The following is a 16,372-nucleotide window of genomic DNA, read 5'->3' on the forward strand; positions in this document are numbered from 1 at the left end:
ATTTACAGATTGATTGTTTTGATAATCTCCTCAACTAACAAATCCAAATTGCTGCCATTTAGCAATGGTTTATCAGGAGGGAATATTGTTGAGAGGAACAGATAATCATTTCCTTCAATGGATTGTTCCCTGTCATAACGGACACTTTGCGGGATGCGGCTCTCCATAATGGAAATACCTAATCCTAAAATAGCTTCTTCGTAATAATTGAATAGCTCTTTTCTCTCCCGATTTGTTACTCTGTTCCAGAACGGATAGATACCCTTCAATCTAACTTGCGGATTCATGGTTATCATCTCGTTAATAGAAATGATAAATGGTAGGGTGCTTTCCATATTAATTCGAGAAGTGGTTATCGGAACAAACAGATAATCCATCAGGAAGAATATCTCGACCACATTTTCATTGTTTACCGTTCCCGGCAAGTCGAATAATACTACATCGTATTCTTCCGATTCGTTTTCCCAAAATGCTTTTGCCCTTATCAAGGCTTGTTCCGGTTCGGTCGGAACGATAGGATAAGTAGGTTTACCTAATTTCGTGAACAGGGCTTCCGCTTTCCTTTGATAAAAAGCATTAGTTTGTAATTGTTCCGCTTCCCGCTTCCGCATCTTCTGGATACTCCATTGTGGGAAGTCGCAATCTATTACAGCCACATTATAGTTTTTCAGATAATGTAGATAACTGGCTACTAAAGTTGTGAAGACGGATTTGCCTGCTCCTCCTTTTTGTGTACAGAAAGAAATATACACAGGTCTTGCTTGTTTTTGATTCTCTGAATTGCTCATGATGCTTTTTTTAGTTTATACTGTTTCTGAAATGAATTACTTACCGCTCCTTTTTATGGGCCTTTTGATGTTCTCTTCGTAGATACGATTGATTTCATCTTCATAGAGTTCGATATGATGGCTGATGATGTTATCAACCAATCCGCTGACGCTAATCCGTTCATTGCGTATTGAGCGGACAAGGGTTTGAAGAACTTCGTAGTTGTCTTTGCCGATATACAATCCCTGCCGATTACGAAGTTCATTACGGGAAAGAAATACCGATTCATAATCAACCGATTGTCCCCTCTTCTTTTTGGGCGGTTCTTTTGTTTTTTCTTCAATGGAGATTTCCGGTTCTGCGTTCGTTTTGTTTCCGGCAACTTCCAACTGATTTTCTGCCTGTGTGGATTTAGGCATTTCTTCATTGCTGCCTGCAACCGCGACTTGACGGATAAATGCACTTGTGTCTATCTTCACACCTGCTTTTTTGCTTACTTGATTATCTTCTTCCATATATGAATGATTTTATGATTACCCACATTTATACAATTCTTCTTTTATTCATTAAATCAGCTATTCAGGTATCTGTTTCTGATTACTTGAACATTTGCACATCTGTCTATCTGCATACTTATCGCCAAATAGGCAAACAGACAATTTTTCTTATATCCTGACTTGCATTTTTGCTTTCATTCCACAAAGAAAACGATAAAAGAAAGCTGATTTTGGAATCGAGTTTAAGTGGCACTGACTGACCGTTTCTGCCCGCTTATTCTGTTGTGTATAAGCGAAGTTCATCCCCTATCTTTGTCCAGCGGGAGTGAAAAGCCGGGAGTTATCTATGATTTAAAACTCCCGATAAATGAGTAACCGTTCCGGCTCCTATTAATGTCCGCCAATGCCGGCGGATTTTATTGTCGTCAGACAATAGCAAGAAGTGTTTTTGTCAGCAGAAAATTGCATTTTCTTATCTTCCAAAAACATTTCTTGCCCAAACCTAAAGTTTGGGGGCGGTTCTCCCAAGTCGAACCTTTTAAAGAATAAACTCAAAATTTAATGAACATGGAACATGTTAATAATGGAGCCGGACGGCTCAAAAAGAAAAGAGGGCGTAAGCCTAAAGCGGACAAGCAGGCTTACCGCTATATGATACGCCTGAACAACAAGGATAACGAACGGTTTCTATCCTTATTCCATAAGTCAGGACATAAAAGTAAGTCCCGGTTTATTGCAGATTGTGTACTGAATAATCCGGTAAAAATCGTTTCGATAGATGAATCTGCTATGAATTTTGCGATGTTGTTGTCCCATTTTTTTGCACAGTTTCGGGCGATAAAGACCAATTATAACCAAGCCTTTCAAGTCTTGATTCGGAATTTAGGAGAAGAAAAAGCGCGTTCAATGATGAAAATTATCGAGAAACCAACACTGGATTTTATCCTGATAAAAGGTCAAATAGAAGATATATACACTCAAATCAGAGAAAGATGCTTGCCAAAATAAGTTCGGGTAAATCAGTATTTGGGGTATTAGCCTATAACAAAATCAAGGTGGAAGACAATCAGGCAGATGTATTGTACAGCCAGAAGATGTTTAACTCTCCTGACGGAAAATTTTCCATCCATGATTGTATGGATTCGTTTTATCCTTATCTGGCGATGAACAATAGAACTGAAAAGATTGTATTCCATGCTTCGCTCAATCCTGATCCAAAAGATAAACTATCGGATGAGCAGTTATCAGAGATAGCTCAGAGCTATATGGAAAAACTCGGATATGGGAACCAACCTTATATTGTTTTTAAACATTCGGACATAGACCGGACACACGCACATCTTGTATCATTGAGGGTTGATGAAGCCGGCAGGAAGATAAGCGATAGTTATGAAGTAGCACGTTCCATGAAAATATGCAAGGAACTGGAACAGGAGTTTAATCTTGTTCCGTTGAAGAAAGGACAGCGTGAAAATGATACCCCGACAAAGAAGATAGACTACAAAACCGGAGATATAAAACATCAGATGGGTAATATAGCTAAATCGGTAATGAGTCATTTCTATTTTCAGTCATTCGGGGAATACCGGACACTATTGGAGCAGTTCAATGTAACGGTGGAAGAAGTAAAAGGCGAATATAAAGGCAAACCGTATCAAGGGCTGATTTATTCCGTAATAGATGACAAAGGAGATAAAATCGGTGTGCCGGTTAAATCCTCCAAGTTTGGCAAATCAGTCGGCTATGATGCAATGCAAAAGTATTTTGAACACTCCAAATCAGCTATCGAGAAAAACAGGGTAAGGGAAAACCTTCGTCCGGTAATTGCCAAAGCGATGAAAGAAGCCAATAATGTAGATGATTTTAAGTTGCTGTTGAAAGAGAAAAATATCGGTGTCATTTTCCGGCAAAACGAACAAGGACGTATTTATGGAGTTACATTTATTGACTACCGGAATCAGGTTATTCTTAACGGTTCACGTTTAGGAAAAGAGTTTTCTGCCAATCAGTTTCAGAATTTATTCAAAGACTCTCTAGTGAAAGAAGAAAGACCGGAACAACAAGCCAGTCACAAACTCCAACCGGAAAAGTCATCTTCGCCATCCCTAAATATGTCTGGTGCCACGGATGCTGCTTCAAGTCTGTTCGGCATCTTCGATATAGAGCCACAAGGTGAGAATTATGAAGACATCGCTTTTGCTAAAGAAAAAGAATATGAAGAAAAGCAGCGACAACGGAAAGCGAAAAAAAGAAAACCGGGTAGGCAGATATAAACTCATCAATGAAATATCCAAGATTAGGATTTAAAATGAAATATTTTCCTTTTCAAAGTCCCCCAAGGGGTTGGTGAGGGGACGTTCGAAAAGAAAAATATTTGTTAGAGAGAGTTCTGTGTGGAACTTAGGTGCTTTTACTGGAATCCGCCTGCTTTTCAAATTCCTGCCAAGTCTGGAAATCCATGTGGCTACGGACAAATTCCCGTACATCGGAAGTGCGGTAGTAGGTTTTGTGAGCGATCATGAAATAGGGTAATTTCTTACTTGTCCTATATCGTTGGAGCGTTCTATACGATACTTTCAGGAGAAATGCCAAGTCTTGGTTATCCAACAGTTTCTCCTCTTCGCTGAACACTTCACTTGTATTTATCAGTGATTTTAAGTCCTGACCGATTTCATTCAATTTCTTGGATAGCCTTTCCATCCATTTTTCAAAATCTTCGTTATTGATATACATGATTTTACTTGTTTTGAAATTAATAACTCAATTAATTCCAATGCATTGGTATGACAAAGCTCGGACATTTTCGGACAAGGAAATAGGGGAGTAGATCATCTACTCCCCTATAAATTATTTGTATCAAGCTGATTGTTAGTTGATAACAAAAGTGTTAAAATCAAGATTTATATCCTTTATCACTGCTTTTCTTGTGAATAAGGCTCTTAAGTTTATCTAAAAATCCGGTACGTTTAGCAGGCAGTCTTTGTAAAACCTCTTCCTCTTTTTTATAGGTATCACTAATTCGGAAGTTTAGAAAACGTTCAAACCTATTAGTCAGGCGATTTAAAGAAACGCTTTTCCCATCAGATGTTTTTATTCCTGCAAGATAAAAGAGTCCTACGATAACCTCCATAATATCAACATAGGAAATGATATCCGTATCCAAATATAAATCTGATGTTGAAGTATTGTTCTTTGTACTAAAGAATTTCGGATACATCATGTGCTTATCTAACAAAGACAATTCAGAATCTACATAGTTAATACTCTTTTGGATATACATTTTCTTAACCACATTTTTCCCCCTGCTCGTGTTGATAAAAGGTTTGTAAAGCTACTAACTCAATACGAGTATTATTCAGCATTCGAAAGATTTCCGAATAATCTTGTTCGGATTTGCTGACTGTTCTTAGCTTTTCTACGAAGTCCCCATAGGCAGTTTGCATTTCTTTGTTTGTGACTTGTGTAGGGTCAGACAATAAGCTGATTAACCTCTCTCTTAATAAATCATTCATAGACATAAATTTTAATTGTGGATATTATAATCAGACCGAAGTCCTATTTTATGCTGAATGATTTTAGTGGCGGCACTTTTGTATGGGACAATTAAAAGTATATTTTCCAACTGATGCTCGGAACTATTGGAGCACTTCTTTTCTTTTCGACAGAATTTGTTTCAAGATTATAGACGTAACCTGTTTGTCTGAATCCGGTAGCATTAAGAATCATAAAAGAAAATTCATGGGCTATTTTCTTCTTATTTATACGATAGCGTAATGTCAAGTCAGAAGTAAATGAATTCGGTAGTCTTAAGCTATATGCTTGCGCATCTATTTGCTCTACTCCTTGATTATGTTCGGATTCGTCATAGTCTATCGGTGTATATCTGTATCCACCTTGATAGGTTAGTCTGATATTTGCACTGAATGTTTTATGTCTATTCTTTCCAAAAGTCCATTCTTTTCCGGCCAATGCGTTGAGTATAAACCGTTGATCCATTCTTGTGTTTCGCCATACTTTGTCTCCTCCTAAATATTCAGACTTAAACAAAGAACCTGTAAATAGTCCATACCAGCCATCTTTTAGATAACGTTCAAGAGTAATATCAACGCCATAATTTCGACCTTTACCTTTATTTACCAATCGTTTATCCAAGCCATAAGCATTATAATTCAAGATTGAAAATGAAGTTCCGGCTTCTACGGGAACATCATATAAGTATTGATAATAGGGTTCTATTTTTAGGAATAGCTGATCGGATAGTTTTTTACTATAAGATAATGAAAAATGATGTGCTTTGCTGAAATCTAATTTTTTATTAACAAGCTCATCTCCTGTTTCGGGAGTTTTTACATAATAATAGTCTAATCTTTCTCTTGTGCTATTAAGTCCATAAGCAAAAGCTAACGATTGTTGTTTAGGTAGTTGCCATTTAATACTTGCCCGCGGTTCTAATGTCCAGTTATTATTGAGGGTAAATACTTGCCCGGTTAATCCGATACTGGCTTCCCAGTTGGGGCTTATCCTAAATACCGAATTTGTAAAGACAGATAGAGCATGATCTGAGCCATCTCCTTTTGCAATTTGGCGCATGGGCTCGCATAGACCAGGTTTATCACTTGTATTAAAATCAAGATTGTAGCTCAGTCTTGTAAGTGTAAAACCAGTTCTATTCGTATGGTTCCCTCTAAATTTTTTATTGAGATAAGAGCTTAATATGATGTCGGTATGACTGTGTCGCACATCTGCCATTCGATGATAGTTAAAGTCTTTGTCTACTTGGTCGATTATGCCATGAACTTTTGAATAGGTAGTAGCCAACGATGATTTCAGATAGGTATTGTCATTGATGTAGATTTTATGTCCAAGACCGAACATCCCTTTGGTAAACTTATTATTTGATCTTTGTTTGTCTGATGTATACTCCCATTTTGTAGAATCTTCCTCTTCTTTTTGTAAAACCTTATCCAACAAGCCTAATCCCCAAAGAGTAAACGTACCCGCTCTTTTGGTGGGAAAATTTAGTTTGAATGCTAAGTCTTGATAATCCAATCCTTCATCTGTTCCACTTACTGCATCTGATATGCCGGAAAAAGAATATCTATAATTGAATAAATAGGAACTATTATGCTTTTTACTGATTGGGCCTTCTGATGCTAAATCTAATCCCCAAACTCCTACCTGAAAGGCATGTTCATATTTGTCTGTGTTGCCATTTCGCATTGACATATCAAATACACCTCCTAACGCATTTGTATACTCGGATGGAAAGGCTCCATTGTAAAAGTCCGAGTTACCCAACACATTAGAACTTAATCCTGTTAGTAATCCTCCCCCTAAACCTGTCATATCAGCGTAATGCGTAGGATTCGGGATTTCTACATCTTCCATTCGCCATTGAGTAAACTGGGGGCTATTACCTCTAATAACAAGTGCATTGGAGTTGATTCCTCCCGAAACTCCGGCAAAAGAAGAAACTAAGCGTGCAGGATCGTCAAATCCTCCGGCAAAACGGCTCGCTTCTTCTACAGTTAACATTCTACCTCCTGTAAGAACCATCTTATTTACAGTGGAACTTTTGTCGATATTCGGACGAACAACAACTTCTTCTAATAAAAGAGCATTTTCTTTTAAGGAGATTTTCAGATATACTTCTTTCGCCGAAGTAACAACCACTTCTCCAATTATTCGAGGCTCGTATCCCATAAATGTTGTTTGTATATCATACCGTCCGATAGGTACATTGCGGATGATAAAGTACCCTAAACTATCGGTGATCGCTCCTAAATTATTGCCGTTCACAATGCTTACATTTGCAAAAGCTATTGGTTGCTCGGAGGATTCATCTATCACAACCCCTTTTATCGTTTGTGTTAATGGTTTCTTTTCCTGTGGTTTTTCTTTCTCTTTTAATGGGGAAACAATGATATGATATCCTTTAATTTGATAATCATGATTTGTGCCTTTCAGAGTTTGTTTTAAGGCCTTATCTATATCCATATCTTTGAAAGATAAGGAGATTCTTTTCTTTAAGTCCAACGTGGATTGCTCATAGGCAATACTGTACCCTGTTTGTTTTTCAATCTGGGAAAAAGCATCTTTCAAGGAGATGTTTTTATTTTGTATCGTAATCTTCTTATCTGAATTCTGGGCTGCAATGCTCGAACACAGAATAAAGAGTGAAAATATGAAAATGGTGATTCTATATTGCTTATTATCTATTTTTATTCGTTTCATTATATTACTTTTGTATTGTTGATACTTCATTTACTATTCGGTTTATGAGTTTTGACATTTCAGAACCGGGGAGAGGGTCTCAAGCTACTTCCCGGTTCTTTTTATTTCATAGGCATCTCATTGTTTACTTGTTAATATTATATTTCTTCCTTGCCGGAGGTAGGTAAAACCAACAACCTCTTGTAATATGTTCAATACTTCTTCAGGAGTTTCATTTCTCAGAAACTTGACAGTATATAATTTCGATGCCGGAATTGCCGTATTGTTTGTAATAGATATATCAAAACGTCTTTCCAGTGCCAGCAAAATATCTTTTAGTGAAGAGTCGTTAAATACTAACTGACCCGATAGCCAGCTATCTGTTTCATCCGATGAGACTTCTACAATATCTATGGAAGAAGTACTCCTGTCGTAACTTAATTGTTCGTTCGGTTTAAGTATATGAGATTCATTATTCGTACTGACTTCAACTTTACCGCTTGTCAATGTCGTTATTATCTTTTCATCGTTAACATAAGCTTTCACGTTGAACTTTGTACCCAAAACTTTTACGGATATTTTCTCGGTTTGAACAACAAATGGTTTCTGTTCATTCCGTTTTACAGAGAAATAAGCTTCTCCATCCAGATATATACTTCGTTCATCTCCCTTGAACTTTTTTGGATATTTTATAGTAGTACCCGCATTAAGCCATATTTCAGAACTGTCGGGTAAGAACAAATGCTTGTTTTCTCCGTATGCTACTTTTATTTCTATGAGATTACTTCGGATAGATTGATAATATAAATATCCGCCTGCCAAAATAAATAAAGGAAGAAGTACGGCTGCAATGCGGCGTATTTTCTTATAAAGTGGAATTGTTGGAGCCTGTCTGCTATATCCGATTCTTTCATTAACTCTATTAAGGGCGGTGTATGTTTCCGAATTTTCCGATTCCTCTAATTCATCCCAATATTCAAGGGATGCTCGTTCTTTTTCTTCTATATTATCTTCTTTGATAATCCATTTCTGAACTCTCTCTTCTGTCTCGGGTAAGAAACGACCGGATAGGTATTTTTTAATGATTTTCGAAACGTCCTTTTTCTTCATTTTGCTGTCCTTTTACTATATATACAATCAAGTATCCAAAAACTCAGTGAGATAATGAGATTTTTCACTCTTTTTCCAATATATAACCGTTTCGGTAATTATAGACCACCTTGTTTTCTCTGTCAAACACATATCCATTTCGATAAGTGTAAACCACTTCTCGGTTTTTGTCCAATACATAACCATTGGCATAGTTATATATTACCTGTCCTTGTTTATCAAGCACATAACCGCTCGCATATGTGGAAACAATATCCTGCATCATACCGGAAGAAATAGTCCTGCATCCAGACAGGCTACATGCCAATAATAAAAAAATAATAATTCGTTTCATGTCATATAACTTTATGAGTTCTATTTACCAAATCGTGAACTATCGACCTCTTTATGTTTCTTCTCCTTAAAGCCCCCAAATTTGTAAGTGAAAGATATGGAAATTCTTCTTGAGTCCGGAACCATACGCATCTGTAGGTTTTGTGTTTTATAATTCAGATTAAGATCTTTAGGAGTCCACGAATTAAATATATCATTCGCCTTTAAGAACAATTCAGCTTTGTCATTGGTAAAAGTCCATTTTATTCCCGCATCTACACTATACATACTACTGATAGTCATTGGACCCTGAATATTCCGAGTAATACATGAACCTGATAATTCAGCTTTGATATTCGGTTTTGATGAGATATTGAATGTATTATCGATGTTGGCATAGAAGGCAAAGTTGTCTTTATCAAAACTGATATCATGATAATGTTTACTTTTCATTTTGTCGTAATAACCGTTTACGGTCAGTCTGGAATCTATAAAAGAACCTATTTTAAGCGGAACCATTATATTTAGTCCTAACTTGGCAGCATAGTCAAAGTTCAGAGTTTTGTAAATCAACACTAATTTATCGGGAGATTGATAAGGGAGCTGATTGAAATTTTTATCTGCATAGTTTGCATATAATGTGAAAATATACTTGCTCTTTAAGATATAATTTAACTGAGAGGAATAAAGTCTGGATGGTTTTAAAGTGCTGTTACCTTGTATTTCCGTATATCCGCTAAGGTAAGAAACCGCATCTTGCATTTCCCAATAGCTGGGATAGGCTTTATCGGAAGAAACGGATAATTGGAAAATATGGCTGGGACTATTGGTATATGTCACTTCCATCCTCGGGAATAAACTCCAAAAATCAATTTCTTTATGCTTGTAATATTCACCTGTTAAAGAAGTATTTATAGAGAGTTTGTCCGAAAAGCTTTTTGAAAAGCCAGCATACAGGTCATAAACATATTCATTTAGTTTACTGCTACTGTTGGAACTCGACCAGTCGTGACTACTCAATGAGTGGTATATTTGGGAACTTTTATCGGATGCAAAGCTAAACTTGCCACCATAATTAAGTATCCAATCTTTTCCCAGATTATGGTTTTGATCGGCATAAAACGAAAAACGACGAATGTCTTGTTTGGCTACGGCATTGAAGACATCTTCTTTTCCGGGTTTGTTTTCCTGATAATATTGCGTTGTATGATTTTTGTAGGATGTAAAATCAATACCTGTAGTAAGCCCGAACCCTGACGTATAATCAAGTGCAAGGTTGTGCATTTGTATGGGTTTATCCGTCCTTTTTCTATTTTCTGAATCCGAATAGATTCCTTTAGAAGAAGTGAAAGGATGTGACCACTGCTGAATCTGTGAAGTATATGTAAAGCTGATCTTATCTTTTTCGTTCAGGAACCAGTCATTACCTAAACGGATGGTGTGGATAGGTGTCCGAGTGTGCCCTCTATCGAATTGCTCTATATCATATATTTTACCATTGTAATGATGATGCGAGAATACGTCTTCTCCCGTTCGTTCGCGATGGTAACCAAATGAGTACATAAAATCTGTGAATGTTTTAGGAGTACTATACACTACTGTTGCTCCTCCCTGATAATTTGCATAATGCCCCTGATTATATAGTTTATTGATTTGTCCCTGCAATTGGGGAGTATCAGAAACGCCACTTTTAAGAACGAGATTGATTACTGCCCCTCGTATATGGTATTGGGGTGGTGCGCTATACATTATTTCTGCCTGTTCAACACGTTCTTTCGGCATATTTTTCAACAAATCTTTAAGCTGGTTTTCACCCATATTCGTTACCTTGCCATTGATCACAACCGTTACCCCATTTGCACCCGCAAGTTCTATATTTCCTCTTTGTTCATGGACTCCGGGAAGTTCCAAAACAGCCTCGTAAGCGCTACTTGCCATTTTATTCCTCAGTAAAGTTTGTATATCATAAGTCATTCTGCCATCAATAACTCTAACAATGGGGCGTTCTCCTTTAACTACCACTTCTGACAACATTTGACTTTTTTCATCCAATTGTATATTCTCTACCTCCGACACATCATAACTATTTTGATAAGTTTCATACATAAGATGTTGAATAATTAAGAAGAAAGGCATTACTTCTGCTTTTACCTTAAAAATGCCCAATGAATCAGTATACGTAGAATTTACGTAGGATGAATCTATGGTTTGGATTACAACAGTGGCAAATTCAATCGGATTATTGTTTTTATCCGTAATTTTCCCGGTTATTTCTTGTGCTTGTACAGATACAACACACAATAGTAATAAAGTAGTTAGCCTAACTTTCATACAAATAGAATCTATGTTTTGTATATATACAACTGAGTTGATAAATTCTCAGTGAAAAAAATGGATTATTTTATAGAAAAGTGAAAAGAAAGGATGAAATTGCTTTCCGAATCTCTTTCAGAGCAAGACTTAGTTGGCTTTCTACATTTCTTTTAGTAGTGTTCAACTTCTCTGCTATTTCAGTATTAGTGAACCCTTCATTCCGGCTTAAGATATAGATTCGCTTTCTTTGCTCTGGCATTTTATCGACAAGATCGTCTATCAGTAGACCTAATTCTTTTGCTATAAGTTCTTCTTCTGATGTAGAACTATGTTCAGTATACTGAACATTACTTAAATAAGTATTGTGTAAATATTTGTGTTTGAGAAAATTGATTGCAGCGTTGCGGGCAATGGTATGTAGATAGAAGCCAAACGATTTCGTGGTATTTATATTTCTTCTATTCTCCCATAGGCTTACAAAGAGGTCTTCTGCTAATTCTTCCGCATCAGACTCTGATTTGAGATATCCAAATATAAAAGCTTTTGTTTTATTGTAATAAGCAATAAAGACCTTTTCGAAGGCTTTATGGTCTCCGTCTTTTAATGCCTGAAGTGTCTTTATATCAATACGATTGTTATTCTTCATCTGTCAACATCTCATGTCAAGAACAAAGTAAGCTATTTTTTATCGGATTGGAATAATTTTTAAGAATCTTATGATTTTAGAACTATTTTCGTTATCTCTACCACTGAGAGTTGTTTGAATTGATAGTAAAACGAACCGAATAAGTTATCTCTATTCAAGATTATTATTCTCCTTACTTATAATTTGTAAACACCTTTAAAATAGCCAAAAATGCAATTACATTTCTGTAAAAATCTATGCAAAAAAATAAGGTCGTAACAATCGACCTTAAAACTACATTTATTTCCTCTGTTTATAATACTTAGCCAAGCTATCCAGTTCTCCCCTTACCTTATTCACTTCTGTGAATATTTTTTGATTCAGAACTTTCGCATAAATCTGTGTGGTAGTGATGTTTGTATGTCCTAACATCTTCGAAACGCTTTCGATAGAAACGCCCTTGGTCAGCATAATTGTACCAAAGCTGTGGCGGCCACAATGTGTTGTAAGCCTTTTGTTTATGCCGCATAAAGAAGCGATTTCCTTCAGATAGCAGCTGGTTAGAGATTATCAGCTCTTTATCAATTAATTACAGAGCGCGAATTTGGGAGAGGTAACGATTTGGTAACCGTTCTTTTGACAGCCGTTTGCATTATTTTTTGCTTCTGCCGAATAACTCACAAACAAATATATTACATTTTTTTATATCTGAGGTTCTACACATCCACTTTTCGTCGTGCCTTCGAAAAACATAAAGACTACACTCCTGGCAAATATCGAAAAAGACATCAATAACCAAACATCTATCAACTTCCGCATTCTCGAAATTTATCTTAAATGGCAAGCCTTTTTTACTGTTTGGAAAGGCGGATTTCCATTTCGAAAAACGTGTTTTCAAGCGCCGGCGAAAGAATATATTTTCGTCAACGATTTTTCGTCAGAGTGTGTGCGACCGTGAAACGCCAAATATAATACAGTATAGTTTTAATAAAAATCCTCAACCGAAAAACGCTTGGAAACCCCAGTGATACAGTTCTCTGCTTAGGCGCTCCATTCATCGCAAGATATCCGAAAAATTAACAACAGCCGCCTTATACCCTAAATGCTTAAGGGGTACATACATCAAATCGAAATGAATACCCTCCAACAAAAGATCAGTAGAGACCAATACTTTTTCCTTGCTTAACTTCGAAATTAAGATTTTCGTATATCAACCTTGAACCGTAGTAATGAGTGATGTTGTTACACTTGATAATAGTACTCATAAGTAACTCTTTATATAAGAAAAATCTTATCGCACATCTTCACCAATAAGATAACAGGCAAAGACACAAATTAATATAAACTAATTTTGTATGTTTTATGATTAGTGTCCCGTTGAAATCGGGACGAATTAAAAATTAAATAAATTTGGCTCGTTAAGCCTGAAATGTTCTTTGTCATTTTGAAATCTAGTTTTGTTGAACAGGTCTCGAAGATTAGTTTTATCGGTCAATGATATGCTTAATATCTGCAAGACTTCGTAGGTAGTTCTACCAAGTTGCATGTCTTTCTGAACAATGGCAACAAGGCAGTAACAACATATAGCGGCATAGATTTGTATTCTTACGGCATTTTCGGTAGTGCCCCAAAACTTTTTGATTTTAAGGTGCTGCTTTAGCCATTTGAAGAAAAACTCTACTAGCCAGCGATTTTTGTAAAGTTCAGCGACTTGTAGAGAGGAAATATGCATTGTGTTAGTTAAGAAAACAAACTCACGCTTTTGTTCTTCGTCCCAATACTTCACGAGTCGAAGCTGCTTAGGATAATACTTCTTAGAGTTGACACCAGTAAACCTGACAGTCATATCCGAAAGCACATTCTTTGGTAGTCTTCGCTTCCATTTGATGGGTTTGTATTGGAGATTTGACTTTGCCCTAATAACGAAGTAAGCTCCTGTCTGGTCTATCCGATATAGCATCTTAAAGTGATTGTATGCTTTGTCAAATATGTAGTAAGATCCTGATTCTCAAGAAATTTCTTTCATTACTTTTGAATCGTGTACAGAAGCTTCGGTAATGTGAAAGAATGTGGGTATCTGCGTTTCAATATCATATAATGTATGTACTTTGACTCCACCTTTCTTCTTACGAAACTTTGCCCACCAAAAGACAGAGAGACACAAGTCGATCGTTGTTGAATCAAATGCATAGACGTTTCCATCAAGCTCAAAGATGTCTGCGACTCGCTTCTCTCGTACTTCTTTTACGAGAGAGTAAGCAAACTCTTCAAAAATGCGACAATCTCTATCTTGATTGGCTCTTGCCAGATTGGATTTGGATACGTTTCTGCCCATCCCCAAGTGATAACATTTGGTGTGATGAGTGTCAAGCGCAACAATTAAATCACGCAAACTTTCTCGATTGGAAAGTTGTCTAAACATCAAAGCAAGCAGTTGATTCCAACAAGTGAAAGACTTCACATAGCGGTTGCCTTGGTATTTGTTTACAATACGTCGGAACTTATCCTCATTCAAAAAAGAAACCAATTGAGCAAAAACATATTTCTCTTTATTCATTGCAGTTACATAATGAACTGCAAAGTTAGAAATTGAAATCGTCGCGCTCGAAAATTGCTTGTAACTAACTAAATTTCAAATATTTCAAAGAGATGTTTTGGATTTTAACGGGACAGAAATGATGTCTTATCGTTCATTTATCCTTCACACAGCGTCTTTGTACGAGATTTTGAAGTCACGATTCATCAACCTGATAAAAAATAATAAAAAAACGACCAGACTGACCCAAAGATATTTGCAGAGAAAAGAAAAGAATATCACAAATTCTTTATCTTTGACAAAAAACGAAAAGGCTCATGTCTAAAAAGCTTATATTGCTATTAACCTTATTTTCCTTTATGTCAGCATGTTTCTGTTCGACAGACAACGATGTAGACTCTCTGTTAAAGAAGTTAGATGTGATAATAGATAAGCGTAAGATATATTCCGATAGGAAAGAGTCGAAAATAGACGAAATAAACAATCTACTCTCAACAACTGTTGAAGACCAATTACGTTTCGACCTTTACGGGAATTTATTCAGAGAATACAGCAATTATCAAACAGATTTTGCGCATAAAGCTGCACTGAAGAGAATAGAAATTGCAAAAAAAATAGACCAGCCGCATGAGATTGCCGTATCGCAAATGAATATGGCTGAAGTACTCAAAACAGCAGGAATGTTTAAAGAAACACTCGACATTCTGGAAGATTTGAGGACAGACGGCCTTTACAAGGAGGATCTCAAATACTACTACCATCTCTATCATTCCCTATATTTGTTGATGATAGATTATTCTCTATCTGAGAACGAACGGACGAAATATAAAGAACTGGCTTTTAATTACAAAGACTCTATCCTTTTGGTTTCAAAGTTGGAAGGATTTAGTTACTACACAATCCAGAGTGGAAAAAAAATAAGTCAGGGAAAATTCGACGAGGCATTGGCTTTGGCTCAAAAAAGTGAAGCCATGGCATCGGCTGCCGACTATAACGAGGGTATAATAAACCATGTATTATCTGCAATATATCACCATAAAGGTGATTCGCAAAAAGAAAAATACTACCTCACAAAATCGGCTATTGCCGATCTACAGTCGGGTGTTAAAGAATACATTTCGCTACACAGCCTAGCTTTGATCTTGTATAATGAAGGGGATTTAGACAGAGCATATCTTTATGTAAAGTGCGCCATGGAAGACGCAATATTTTGCAATGCACCACTAAGAACACTAGAAGTTTCGCGAATGCTCCCCATCATCAACTCTACCTACGATGCAAAAATGCAAAGTGAGCAGAAAAGGCTGTATGGGATACTGATCGTAGTAGTAATACTCGCTCTGATATTGATGATAACACTATTTTACACCTACAAACAGGTAAAAAAGCTGTCATCTATCAGAAAGCATCAGAAAAAAACGAACCTCGAACTCAAAAGTATGAATACAGATCTAAATATGCTCAATTCTAAACTTTTAGATTCAGACATGGTAAAAGAAGAGTATATAGGGCAGATGTTTAATCTATGCTCTACATATATCGATAAACTTGAAGATTTCAGAATTGCAGTAAATAGAAAGATAAAAGCAGGGCAAATTGATGAATTAAGAAAGTCTACCTCATCATCATCTTTGGTCGACAAAGAGCTGAAAGAGTTTTATAAGAATTTTGATACCATCTTTCTAAACATATACCCTACTTTCCGTCAAGAGTTTAACACTCTTCTAAAACCAGATGCTCAAATTACAATAAAAGAAGATGGCGATCTACTGACTACCGAACTTCGCATTTTTGCATTGGTAAGGTTGGGCATCAACGATAGTGTTAAGATTGCAGAACTATTACACTACTCTCCCCAAACAATCTATAATTACCGGCAGAAAATCAGAAACAATCTGTCTGTCTCCCGCGAACAATTCAAAGAAGAACTGATGAAAATCGGTCGCAAAAAACTATAAAAATTATTCCTGTCGATCCGCAAATCATTTACTTTTTTAC

The 16,372-nt window shown here is 36.4% G+C and carries 13 protein-coding genes and 4 pseudogenes; 3 read left to right on the plus strand and 14 right to left on the minus strand.

What is annotated here, in order from left to right; all coding sequences use genetic code 11:
• Window positions 1–2: 2 nt before the first annotated feature.
• The gene (locus tag D0T56_RS02005; protein WP_163318465.1) at window positions 3–788 is read right to left on the minus strand and encodes a division plane positioning ATPase MipZ; all 786 of its coding nucleotides are present in this window, start codon (window positions 786–788) and stop codon (window positions 3–5) included.
• Between the two features lie 36 nt (window positions 789–824).
• Window positions 825–1,283: a DUF3408 domain-containing protein gene (locus tag D0T56_RS02010; RefSeq protein WP_163318466.1), complete on the minus strand. Its 459-nt coding sequence runs from the start codon at window positions 1,281–1,283 to the stop codon at window positions 825–827.
• Between the two features lie 549 nt (window positions 1,284–1,832).
• Here D0T56_RS02010 and D0T56_RS02015 point away from each other — a divergent pair.
• Both D0T56_RS02015 and mobB read left to right on the plus strand, forming a co-directional pair.
• The gene (locus D0T56_RS02015) at window positions 1,833–2,273 is read left to right on the plus strand and encodes a hypothetical protein (protein ID WP_163318467.1); all 441 of its coding nucleotides are present in this window, start codon (window positions 1,833–1,835) and stop codon (window positions 2,271–2,273) included.
• Complete coding sequence (gene mobB / locus D0T56_RS02020; RefSeq protein ID WP_163318468.1) at window positions 2,258–3,538, plus strand: conjugal transfer protein MobB; 1,281 nt, start codon at window positions 2,258–2,260, stop codon at window positions 3,536–3,538. The genes D0T56_RS02015 and mobB overlap by 16 nt, the downstream gene beginning before the upstream one ends.
• Window positions 3,539–3,665: 127 nt before the next feature.
• On the opposite strand, the gene D0T56_RS02025 is transcribed toward mobB, so the two are convergent.
• The 12 genes and pseudogenes from D0T56_RS02025 to D0T56_RS02075 form a co-directional block, all read right to left on the minus strand.
• Entirely contained in the window at window positions 3,666–3,998 is a 333-nt protein-coding gene (locus tag D0T56_RS02025) for a helix-turn-helix domain-containing protein (protein WP_163318469.1), read from the minus strand.
• Between the two features lie 160 nt (window positions 3,999–4,158).
• A complete protein-coding gene (locus tag D0T56_RS02030; protein WP_163318470.1) occupies window positions 4,159–4,485 on the minus strand; it encodes a hypothetical protein in 327 nt (108 codons plus the stop codon).
• A gap of 64 nt (window positions 4,486–4,549) precedes the next feature.
• Window positions 4,550–4,783 carry a hypothetical protein gene (locus D0T56_RS02035; protein WP_185153815.1) on the minus strand — a complete coding sequence of 78 codons (234 nt, stop codon included), beginning with the start codon at window positions 4,781–4,783 and terminating at the stop codon, window positions 4,550–4,552.
• An 85-nt stretch (window positions 4,784–4,868) separates the two neighbouring features.
• Window positions 4,869–7,499 carry a TonB-dependent receptor gene (locus tag D0T56_RS02040; protein WP_163318472.1) on the minus strand — a complete coding sequence of 877 codons (2,631 nt, stop codon included), beginning with the start codon at window positions 7,497–7,499 and terminating at the stop codon, window positions 4,869–4,871.
• A gap of 117 nt (window positions 7,500–7,616) precedes the next feature.
• On the minus strand, window positions 7,617–8,588 hold the full coding sequence (locus D0T56_RS02045; RefSeq protein WP_163318473.1) for a FecR family protein: 972 nt from the start codon (window positions 8,586–8,588) through the stop codon (window positions 7,617–7,619).
• A 64-nt stretch (window positions 8,589–8,652) separates the two neighbouring features.
• Window positions 8,653–8,922, minus strand: coding sequence for a hypothetical protein (locus D0T56_RS02050; RefSeq protein ID WP_163318474.1), 270 nt, complete (start codon window positions 8,920–8,922; stop codon window positions 8,653–8,655).
• A gap of 20 nt (window positions 8,923–8,942) precedes the next feature.
• Window positions 8,943–11,231: an outer membrane beta-barrel family protein gene (locus D0T56_RS02055; RefSeq protein ID WP_163318475.1), complete on the minus strand. Its 2,289-nt coding sequence runs from the start codon at window positions 11,229–11,231 to the stop codon at window positions 8,943–8,945.
• A 70-nt stretch (window positions 11,232–11,301) separates the two neighbouring features.
• Entirely contained in the window at window positions 11,302–11,859 is a 558-nt protein-coding gene (locus tag D0T56_RS02060) for an RNA polymerase sigma-70 factor (RefSeq protein ID WP_163318476.1), read from the minus strand.
• A gap of 279 nt (window positions 11,860–12,138) precedes the next feature.
• Window positions 12,139–12,399 (minus strand): annotated as a pseudogene (locus D0T56_RS02065) (tyrosine-type recombinase/integrase); the annotation flags it as partial.
• A gap of 432 nt (window positions 12,400–12,831) precedes the next feature.
• Window positions 12,832–13,015 (minus strand): annotated as a pseudogene (locus tag D0T56_RS16690) (AIR synthase related protein); the annotation flags it as partial.
• A pseudogene (locus D0T56_RS16695) lies at window positions 12,999–13,103 on the minus strand (ABC transporter ATP-binding protein); the annotation flags it as partial. The pseudogenes D0T56_RS16695 and D0T56_RS16690, both read right to left, overlap by 17 nt.
• A gap of 128 nt (window positions 13,104–13,231) precedes the next feature.
• Window positions 13,232–14,395 (minus strand): annotated as a pseudogene (locus D0T56_RS02075) (IS4 family transposase).
• Between the two features lie 296 nt (window positions 14,396–14,691).
• Between D0T56_RS02075 and D0T56_RS02085 the strand changes: the two are divergent.
• Window positions 14,692–16,332: a DUF6377 domain-containing protein gene (locus D0T56_RS02085; protein WP_255490978.1), complete on the plus strand. Its 1,641-nt coding sequence runs from the start codon at window positions 14,692–14,694 to the stop codon at window positions 16,330–16,332.
• Window positions 16,333–16,372 lie beyond the last annotated feature (40 nt).

The organism is Dysgonomonas sp. 520 (assembly GCF_010501095.1).
In the GTDB taxonomy this organism is placed as follows: Bacteria; Bacteroidota; Bacteroidia; order Bacteroidales; family Dysgonomonadaceae; genus QVMP01.

Coding starts and splice junctions, on each gene's coding strand:
- D0T56_RS02005 (WP_163318465.1), bottom strand. CDS start 788: ATGAGCAATTCAGAGAATCAAAAACAAGCAAGACCTGTGTATATTTCT.
- D0T56_RS02010 (WP_163318466.1), bottom strand. CDS start 1,283: ATGGAAGAAGATAATCAAGTAAGCAAAAAAGCAGGTGTGAAGATAGAC.
- D0T56_RS02015 (WP_163318467.1), top strand. CDS start 1,833: ATGGAACATGTTAATAATGGAGCCGGACGGCTCAAAAAGAAAAGAGGG.
- mobB (WP_163318468.1), top strand. CDS start 2,258: ATGCTTGCCAAAATAAGTTCGGGTAAATCAGTATTTGGGGTATTAGCC.
- D0T56_RS02025 (WP_163318469.1), bottom strand. CDS start 3,998: ATGTATATCAATAACGAAGATTTTGAAAAATGGATGGAAAGGCTATCC.
- D0T56_RS02030 (WP_163318470.1), bottom strand. CDS start 4,485: ATGATGTATCCGAAATTCTTTAGTACAAAGAACAATACTTCAACATCA.
- D0T56_RS02035 (WP_185153815.1), bottom strand. CDS start 4,783: ATGTCTATGAATGATTTATTAAGAGAGAGGTTAATCAGCTTATTGTCT.
- D0T56_RS02040 (WP_163318472.1), bottom strand. CDS start 7,499: ATGAAACGAATAAAAATAGATAATAAGCAATATAGAATCACCATTTTC.
- D0T56_RS02045 (WP_163318473.1), bottom strand. CDS start 8,588: ATGAAGAAAAAGGACGTTTCGAAAATCATTAAAAAATACCTATCCGGT.
- D0T56_RS02050 (WP_163318474.1), bottom strand. CDS start 8,922: ATGAAACGAATTATTATTTTTTTATTATTGGCATGTAGCCTGTCTGGA.
- D0T56_RS02055 (WP_163318475.1), bottom strand. CDS start 11,231: ATGAAAGTTAGGCTAACTACTTTATTACTATTGTGTGTTGTATCTGTA.
- D0T56_RS02060 (WP_163318476.1), bottom strand. CDS start 11,859: ATGAAGAATAACAATCGTATTGATATAAAGACACTTCAGGCATTAAAA.
- D0T56_RS02085 (WP_255490978.1), top strand. CDS start 14,692: ATGTCTAAAAAGCTTATATTGCTATTAACCTTATTTTCCTTTATGTCA.